Genomic DNA, 8740 nt, shown 5'->3' on the forward strand with positions numbered 1-8740 from the left:
ATCGGCATGCTCTTCCAGCACCTGAGGCTGAATGCCCCGGTGTTTAACCTCTGTCAGCAACCACGGCTCGTTCCATGCGTCATTAGGGTGAGCTTGTAATGGCTGGTAATAACCGCTGGTAAGCTGACAGCAATCACTGACCCCCGCTAACTTTCCGTTTATCTATTCTCCCCTGTTCAAGGGTACGTGTTGCAATGCCTGTACCCTCGGCCTGTATGGAAAATTGACCGGGGTAGCTATTTTACCTTTGCGTAGAAACATTTGATTCAAATAATATTATGAAACAACTAACCCGCTTTTACCGAACTGCCCGCCTGCACTTTCCCGCCGCAGCTGATTTTAGAGCCGCCGACGGCGATGGGCTTACCATTCACCAATACCGACCCCACACCCGATGCGATGCTGCGCGGATGCGGTGGATGCTTGGGTTTGATATGCGGCATTAATGCATCGCCCTGGCGAGCAACAGGGCGGCCGTCAATGAAGACATCTGAACTGGCTGAAATGATCGGGGATGGGTGAAAACCATCATGCTGGGTGCCGATGTCACCCAGCAGTGCTGCTTTAGGCATAGTAAAATCCTTTTTGTTTATCGTCATTATTAATCAATCTGTGAACTGATGATTATTCTGCTTTTTCGATTTGTTGCTGCTCGGCTTCATAGGCTGCTTGCATTTCATAGAACTCGCGTTTGCGTTGTTCATAAATGTGTTCAGGGATATACGGGGGCACAGCTTCTTTGTTACCACGGATCATGTCACGAAAGTCACTTTCCATTTGGATCAACGGGTTATTCTTCTTCCGTCCTTCCATATCATGAAGGTAGTTCCAGAAGGTCGACTCATCATTGGAGGCATACAAATCGTGCCAGTAATTATCAGGGCGGCCGCGCTTGCCTGCTTGGTCATATTCGACTGTGGTGGGGTCTAAATGACGAAACGGCTCTAACTCGGGAATATCGGGCAATGGTTCTTCGATATCCATAAAGCGCAGCAACATATCCCACGCGGCATGGGCATCACGAATATTGCTGCCTGCGCCATAAATTGAGATGCTGAACTTATATTGTTCACGGTAGCGATAGCGCATTTCCAGGTTAAAATTACAGGTACCGTTGGCCATCATATCTCGCTCTATAACCGGGTCAAAATCTGTAAAATCAAATTCGCCAAATTGGGTAACCACTTTACCTGTTTCACGATAAAAACCCTGTCCGTTCCACCTATGACGTTTGTAATATTTTAAATTACTATTCTTAAGTCGAATATTTAACCAGGTAAATATTGCACAAACTAGTGGAGGAAGTACCGCTCCTAAAATCAGAAATGATCCGCGAGCTAGTAGCGTAATAACTGTTGCCAACCACGCAGCACCAATCCAAAGCCAAGCCAAGCCAAGCCAAGCCAAGCCAAGCCAAGCCAAGCCAAGCCAAGCCAAGCCAAGCCAAGGGGAAGCTAAAGCAACCAATAAACATTTCCGTAAACATTTTATCTGATTGTTGGCTTTTATCTTCATCCCAGCCTGTTTTATTTACCTGGTGGGTTACAGGCCAATACTCTGGAAAATCATTTTTCTGAACACGATATCTTTTCAGCCATCCTGCAGAAAACTGCTCTTGCCTAGGGTTTAAGTAATTATATTGGTTATACCATGCTAACTGCGAATCAATCATTACATGCTCTAGAACGCCCATATCAATAGGTTGTGATACCAGCGGGCATTTCTGTTTGGTGTAGGCGGTGGGTTGATATTGATTACACTGCATGGCTAACCCCCTTGCTGTTGTTGAGTGTTACCGACAAACACGGCTGAACATACTTAAACTCTCTGATTTTCGTTATACCCACATAGGCCTTTTCATTGGGGTGCCAAACTTCATCACTAAATTCAATGTTTCTGGCCGCCAACGTGAACTTGATACTGAGCTTATTCTGCTTTTTCGATTTGTTGCTGCTCTGCTTCATAGGCGGCTTGCATTTCATAGAATTCGCGTTTGCGTTGTTCATAAATGTGCTCAGGGATATAGGGTGGCACAGGCTCTTTATGTCCAATAATCATATCGTAAAACTCATTATCCATCTGAATCAGTGGATTATTCTTTTTTCTACCTTCCATATCATGAAGGTAATTCCAGAAGGTCGACTCATCATTGGCGGCATACAAATCGTGCCAGTAATTATCAGGACGGCCGCGCTTACCCGCCTTGTCGTATTCGACTGTGGTTGGGTCCAAATGGCGGAACGGCTCTAATTCCGGAATATCAGGCAATGGCTCTTCGATATCCATAAAGCGCAGCAACATATCCCACGCGGCATGGGCATCACGAATATTGGCACCTGCACCGTAAATTGAGATGCTGAACTTATATTGTTCACGGTAGCGATAGCGCATTTCCAGGTTAAAATTACAGGTGCCATTGGCCATCATATCTCGCTCAATAACTGGGTCAAAATCAATGAAATCAAATTCGCCAAATTGGGTAACCACTTTACCTGTTTCACGAAAAAAACCCTGATCTTTCCATTTATAACCTTTATAGTATTTTAAATTACTGTTCTTAAGTCGAATATTGAGCCAAGTACATATTGCACACACTAGTGGAGGATAGAAAAAAAACTCCCAAAATGCCTCTCCCCCAAGGATTGAAGCTAAAAAACCAACCCAACACCCACCAACCCAAAGCCAAGCCAAGGGGAAGCTAAAGCAACCGACAAATAGTTCCAAAAATATTCGTCTTTTCGGCTGAGTTTTATCTTCCTCCCAGCCAGATTTAAAGACTTTATGTGAAAGTGGCCAATAGGCAGGAAATTCTTTTTTTTGTACCCGATATCTAGTCAACCATCCTGCAGAGAATTGCTTTTGCCATGGGTTTAAATAATTGTATTGGCTATACCATGCTAACTGCGAATCAATCATTACATGCTCTAGCACGCCCATATCAATAGGTTGTGATACCAGCGGGCATTTCTGTTTGGTGTACGCAGTAGGTTGATATTGATTACACTGCATGGCTAACCCTTTTACTGTTGTTTACTGTTACCGACAAACGCGGCTGAACATACTTAAATTCTCTGATTTTAGTTATACCCACATAAGCTTTTTCATTGGGTTGCCAAACTTCATCACTGAATTCAATGTTTCTTGACGCCAATGTGAGCTTGATATGTAATTTATTCGCTTCAGGTACAGTTGATGCTTTTTTCAGATGGTTGAGGTTACCCCTATAATTCATCAGCTTAATCTTATGATAAGACTCTACGGTATGTTGCCAGTAGCTGGCAGGAAGTATAAAACCATAATATTGGATTGCAGGATTTTCCGGATCTTGTTTGACCAGTTTTGGCTTTACTTCCAATATAGTTCGAATTGGTATTACCGCTGTTTGAGAAAAGCCGGGGATTGTCAGTTCTTCACCTAATTTGATAGTGAATTTTTGCGGCTGTGAATCCCCTTTATCAAAGCGCAATACCGGATTAAAGGTTTTAATAATAAGCTGACAATTTTGTTTTTTGAAATCACTACTTATACGGTAAGCTTCTGAGGGTGAGATAATAGTCGCATCACCCATAAACAAACAGTTAACTAGCTGGCTGTAGTAATTCATCCCGCTTTGGCTTTCTGCGGTTGATTTTACCTCTTTAAGCCTGGGCAGAATAGATTTGTTATCTTCGAATTCCCCTTTCTCGACCTTTTCTTCTAACCGACGAATTCTTTCATCCAGATCATTATGCTCTACACCGAACAGGCCATATTTAATTGCCAGCGAAAACGAATCGTCACTATGGTTCGCTGCCCGCGAGGCAAACCACCATGAGACAAACAAAGATCCGACTGTGATGGTTAAGTTTATGGTATTGGCTGAAATTGCCGCCTGGCCTAATAAACGAATACACGCCCTATCGACAATGGGCTTCGCCATATAAGTAATGCCCGGTGCTGTTGCGGCCGTCATCATTGACCCGGCCTCACCGATTTTATTCCAGGCTGCGTTATTGTATCCTTGGTCAAACAGAAGTTTCGCATCCAAGAATAATAATAATGATGTTACGCCACCAGCAATACTTGCCAAACCACCTCGCCAATTGCGCCAGCCTGACATTCTTTTTAATTGATCATTTTCCAGATTAAAGTCCACGCTTAATTTTTTATTTACCCCTTTGAAGGATTGATTGTTAGTTAAGTTTGAGAAGTAAGCACTTAAGAGAAACACATCAAAGCTTGCACTAATCAACCCAATAATATTTTTTGCATTCGGTTTATCTAGCGAAGTTTTAAATGATATACAAAAATTATTCAGCTCCAACAACCACAACCCGGCCCATATTCCTCGGTATGCGCCTCCAACAATACGAGCAGAGGTTTGATTTACCTGCTGGCCCTTAATCTCATAGCTATAATCAGCATTTCTGGTGTGGCTGAATTTCCCACCAAGCTGATTTTCTATACTTGATACCGACTGACCCTTTATACCATCATAGACATGAGATGGTAATTGTCGAACATCTGCCGCCATTAGCCACAGCGTTTTCCCATTCGTCGCTTGCACCTTAAACGGAATAGCGCCACCAGAGAGGGCTGATGGTAAATGGGCTAATTCAGAAGCGAACTTAATCGTCAATGCCTTGCCTTGAATATTCGTTATCTTTGCCAAAACCCCATAAAGCGAAGGCAATACCTGAATGGATAATACCTCTAAACCGTTGACCCCTCGCCTTACAACGCCCGATATCTCAGAAGCCGACATCTGGTTTTCTTCATCAATCACTTTAGAGGCGACGTCTATTAGCTCCTGATCAAAAATGACTAATTGGGATTTTTCCTGATAGGTATTGGCGACTGCTTGTTGTAACTGCTCGTAATTGACCTCGTAAAACTCGGCCCATTTTCTTGCATCACCCTGGCAATTTTCTTTTTGATAGGCCAAACAAGCGTAAGGATGGGAGGCCGTTTCAAAAATACGTTTAATTGCCCCCATCATGATTTTTTTCGGATCGGCCAATCGCGAATAATTAAATCGATTCAGTATTGGCATGTCATGATCTGGCTCACCTTCGACCAATCGGGGATCGACCCGATCTAAATCAACCAGTATGGTTTCAAGCGTCTCGATAAAGTTGATATAGGGCCACGCTTTATCGGCAGTTTGAAACAGAATCGCGTCCATGTCCGTTGCGGCCAGGTGGGCACTATTACGATCCCATAGCAAATCTGCGTATAAGCCAATTAATTTATAGAGTTCTCTTCGTGCCTGCGCCCGTTCTTCACGCTTTACTATCCGGCAGAACAGGCTGCCGGTAGACTGAACCAGTCTTGCATCCCAGAAGCTGTCTAAATAGAGCGGGTTGGCATTACCATTCGGGGTTTGTTTACTAAAACAATTAAAGTGGATCAGCTCTGCGGCAGCGCCATAGTTATGATATTTCACACTTTCCGACAGTAACTGAAGCAGCTGAATATTGGCATTGACCTGGTTGAGCAATTTATCGGCAACAAACCGCTGATCTTTTAATACAATTCCCACCAGATTTTTGCCTCTTAGCGGTGAGAAACAATCACTGCAGGCTGTAGGTGGTTCTGGAAGCTGGTAGTCTTCAAATGAAAATTCAGGCACATCTGGCGAGTTATTCAACGGCAATGGCTTAGCTCTTCTCGGGTGCATCCATTGCTGTAATAAATTTCCCCGTAAACTGGGGCAAAATACCGTTTCATGGGGATATTTATCATCTTTAAAATTGATGAGATCGCTTGGCGCTGAAAGCTGTGTATTAACATCACTGTCGTGGTATTGACGCTCTTGCTGTAGCCCAGTAACAACGTTACGCCATTGCTGGCCTGAAATATCTTCCAAATAAATACGAGATGAGCCCAGCAAGGTTTCCATTTCCGCGTCGCGCATTCTCATTTCTGGCAGCTCATCAATGGCCAGATGCTTAGTTACAAAGCCCCATTCTTCAACAAACCGCCTGGTTTTATAATTCGCAATACCCGATTTCGTGCGAATTAATGCCGGAATTTCGTCGACAGCCCGCGAAATTTTCGACCATTGCTCGCAACGCTCCTTTCGCAAATAATCGCTTTTCTCCAGCGTTTGTACGTGCTTCCAAGGCCATGGGAATTGGGAGAACGCCATTTCAACGTTTGCGATTCGGTTATTTAAATAAAGCGGGATCTGGATGTGTTGTTGCGCTGTACCTGTGTATTCCCGTTTATCTGGCACGGTGTCCATCTGACGGTAGCTTGCCGCGTCACTATCGGTAAACGTCGGTGTTTTATCCGACTCTGCCGTCACTTTTAACTCTCTATAGAGTCGCCCATTGAGGAAAATATACAGATAGCCGTTGCGGCAAGGTGCAACCGCTCTTTCATCATGATCGGTTGTCAATAAAGGCACAATACCGAGCATGACATTGTGTTGGAACTCTTTGGTCGCCTCTTTCAGTACAGAGTTACTCACTTCTTTATTATCAAGCAGTACTGCTTGAATATCGCCAATTTTGTGGATCAGCTGATAGCCATCTTTTAAAGCATGATCATCAATATACGTTGTTGTCTCAACGATTGGCCCAAAGCGCCCCTGGGGTTGCTGGCAACTTTGCAATTGCTCGACTTCCTGCCCACTGGCAAACAATGCAAATTGATTAATGCCATCATCAATCCCAACACCGGTTTGCTCGACGAAGATAAACTTTTGCTGTTCTTGCTCTTCCTGGGTTCGGCACTGTGCCGCCCCCATGGATTCTAACGAATAGGGCGTTTCTAAGGCTGGCGGCAACCCCGCTTCTGCCCCATTCAGTAACTCATCTGTTTCTAATGGCAATGCCGGAGGCGTAAGGGGTAATTCATCAAGCCCGGCATCAATATTCCATTCTGATGCAAGCTCTGGCTCAATAGTATCCACGCTCGGTATTGATGTGAATTCAGTTTTCTTACTGGCTTCACCCGTCGAAGCAAATACCGAGCCGGCTTTTGCTGATTGAATAGGAACTGGAATGATCATTATTTTCCCAGCATGTATTCGACCGGGATCAGTAACATGAGGGTTATGGTCTAAAAATACTTTTTGACTGATGTTATGTTTTCTGGCCAGCCCTGAAACGGTATCACCCTTTTCAACCAAATATGGGATTAATTTATATTCCATGGTGATCTCCTGCTTCCAATGCTGCGAGTATTTCATCGCTCAATGCCAGTTTTTTCTTGATTGAATAATGTAGGTTTTCAAATATTGGCTGCAGTTTACGCTCACGATAAAAATCCCCACCATAGACAATGGCGATACGAAGCCAGAGATCAAATTCATTCATGTTGCTTGCGCCATAGCGTTTGGCGATTGGCAACTGGGAGTGAACCAGTTCAGAAATCAGAATATTGTCTTTCGGTATTACATTACGATAGTGATCGGCTAATTGATTTGCCATCTGCTGTTCTTTGTATACCGTTATCGTTGCTAATTCTGATTGAGAGAGGCGATACTCTTTGATTAATGGCTCGGAAGACGCCGTTAATTCTGACGTCCACCACTGTTGTTGATCGTACCAATAGAGTTGTTCGGCCTGATGCCAAAAATGACGACGCTGTATTTGTTCCTGAGCCCCTAAGCAATAGGCTAAATTACGCGGATCATAAAATCGACAGACTGAACGGGCATTACTGGGTGAGTAGATTTGAACGCGTGCCATACCCCATTTCTGTACAGATTCAAAATCAGCCTTTGAAGTTAACAAACAGCCCGCCGGATACTGCTCTAATAGCGAGACCGCAAAAGTCCAATCCTGCTCATGGCTTTGCAGCTCTATCAATACTGGCCCGGATTTTTTCACTCCGTCATCAACGTCCTGGCCAAAGAGATAATCCCACAGACAGTCGCCTGAGCTTCCCTCATAAAAGCGGCGTAAAAAATCATCAATTTGGCACGCTTCTACAATCAAGTAAGTACGAAGAGTTGGCTGATAAACAGGAACAGCGCTTAAGCACTTAATACCTTCAATTTGCATGACTAACTCTTCTTTTTGTGTATTGGGCATGTATCTTCACCGCTACAATCACACTCTTCCTGAATAAATACGGCCCTTTTCGCCATATTCCCAAACGCGGCCAGCGACATAGACGTTGTCGCTGTTTGTGCCTGCAACGCGGTTGATGCGGCCAATGTGGCAGCCTGACCAATCACTCTCGGCAATTGTGGCGGCTGGCCTCCGTAGCCACTCCCCCTTCCTGCGCTGCCGCCAGAATTCAGCTTGATGCCCGGGCCGACGAGCTTGATGCCGGATGGGTCGATTTTCACGAAACTGCCGCCGCCTTTCAGGGTGATTTCGGAACCGGCTTCAATCACTGCTTTATTGCCCACTTTGATGTGGATTTCACTGCCCGCTTCGGTAAGGTGTTTGCTACCGATTTTGGTCTGCTGCGTGCCTGCCGTCTCGTGGTGGTTATCTCCGCCGATCGTTTCGAACTGATTTCCGTTTACCGTGCTGTGATCATCAACTTTAATTGCCTGATAGCGGCAATCGTGGACGGTAAGGTGATCGGCATTCAGTATTTCCTGGGTGCGGATATTTTGTACGGTGGTATCGAGATCTTTGGCGGCATGAAGATAGATTTGTTCGTTATTTATTTTGTCGTCAAAGCGCCATTCATTGAAGTTCTGCCCGCCGACACTGGACGATGTTTTAAAGGTGCTGCGGGTTTTATGCTCGGGCAGGGCATAAGGCACTTGGTTTTTGGTGTTATATAACGCACC

7 protein-coding genes are annotated in these 8740 nt (G+C 44.6%); all 7 read right to left on the bottom strand.

From position 1 onward, the window contains the following. Positions 1 to 287: 287 nt before the first annotated feature. A complete protein-coding gene (locus R3289_RS20305) occupies positions 288 to 572 on the bottom strand; it encodes a type VI secretion system PAAR protein (RefSeq protein WP_318927728.1) in 285 nt (94 codons plus the stop codon). Between the two features lie 52 nt (positions 573 to 624). After that, the gene (locus tag R3289_RS20310; protein WP_318927729.1) at positions 625 to 1185 is read right to left on the bottom strand and encodes a hypothetical protein; all 561 of its coding nucleotides are present in this window, start codon (positions 1183 to 1185) and stop codon (positions 625 to 627) included. A 70-nt stretch (positions 1186 to 1255) separates the two neighbouring features. Further along, complete coding sequence (locus tag R3289_RS20315; protein ID WP_318927730.1) at positions 1256 to 1765, bottom strand: hypothetical protein; 510 nt, start codon at positions 1763 to 1765, stop codon at positions 1256 to 1258. Between the two features lie 161 nt (positions 1766 to 1926). Continuing rightward, positions 1927 to 3009, bottom strand: coding sequence for a hypothetical protein (locus R3289_RS20320; RefSeq protein ID WP_318927731.1), 1083 nt, complete (start codon positions 3007 to 3009; stop codon positions 1927 to 1929). Beyond that, positions 2999 to 7141: a LysM peptidoglycan-binding domain-containing protein gene (locus R3289_RS20325; protein ID WP_318927732.1), complete on the bottom strand. Its 4143-nt coding sequence runs from the start codon at positions 7139 to 7141 to the stop codon at positions 2999 to 3001. Before R3289_RS20325 ends, R3289_RS20320 begins: the two co-directional genes overlap by 11 nt. Continuing rightward, positions 7131 to 8024 (bottom strand): DUF4123 domain-containing protein, encoded by an 894-nt coding sequence (locus tag R3289_RS20330; RefSeq protein ID WP_318927733.1) that lies wholly within the window; start codon positions 8022 to 8024, stop codon positions 7131 to 7133. Before R3289_RS20330 ends, R3289_RS20325 begins: the two co-directional genes overlap by 11 nt. Continuing rightward, positions 7997 to 8740 (bottom strand): bacteriophage T4 gp5 trimerisation domain-containing protein (locus R3289_RS20335; protein ID WP_413466730.1); only part of this gene is annotated, 744 nt, incomplete at its 5' end. The genes R3289_RS20335 and R3289_RS20330, both read right to left, overlap by 28 nt.

This window comes from Photobacterium sp. (assembly GCF_033720175.1).
In the GTDB taxonomy this organism is placed as follows: Bacteria; Pseudomonadota; Gammaproteobacteria; order Enterobacterales; family Vibrionaceae; genus Photobacterium.

Bases quoted from the DNA above. Each gene is read 5' to 3' on its own strand.
- R3289_RS20305 (WP_318927728.1), bottom strand. From the start codon at position 572: ATGCCTAAAGCAGCACTGCTGGGTGACATCGGCACCCAGCATGATGGT.
- R3289_RS20315 (WP_318927730.1), bottom strand. From the start codon at position 1,765: ATGCAGTGTAATCAATATCAACCCACCGCCTACACCAAACAGAAATGC.
- R3289_RS20320 (WP_318927731.1), bottom strand. From the start codon at position 3,009: ATGCAGTGTAATCAATATCAACCTACTGCGTACACCAAACAGAAATGC.
- R3289_RS20325 (WP_318927732.1), bottom strand. From the start codon at position 7,141: ATGGAATATAAATTAATCCCATATTTGGTTGAAAAGGGTGATACCGTT.
- R3289_RS20330 (WP_318927733.1), bottom strand. From the start codon at position 8,024: ATGCCCAATACACAAAAAGAAGAGTTAGTCATGCAAATTGAAGGTATT.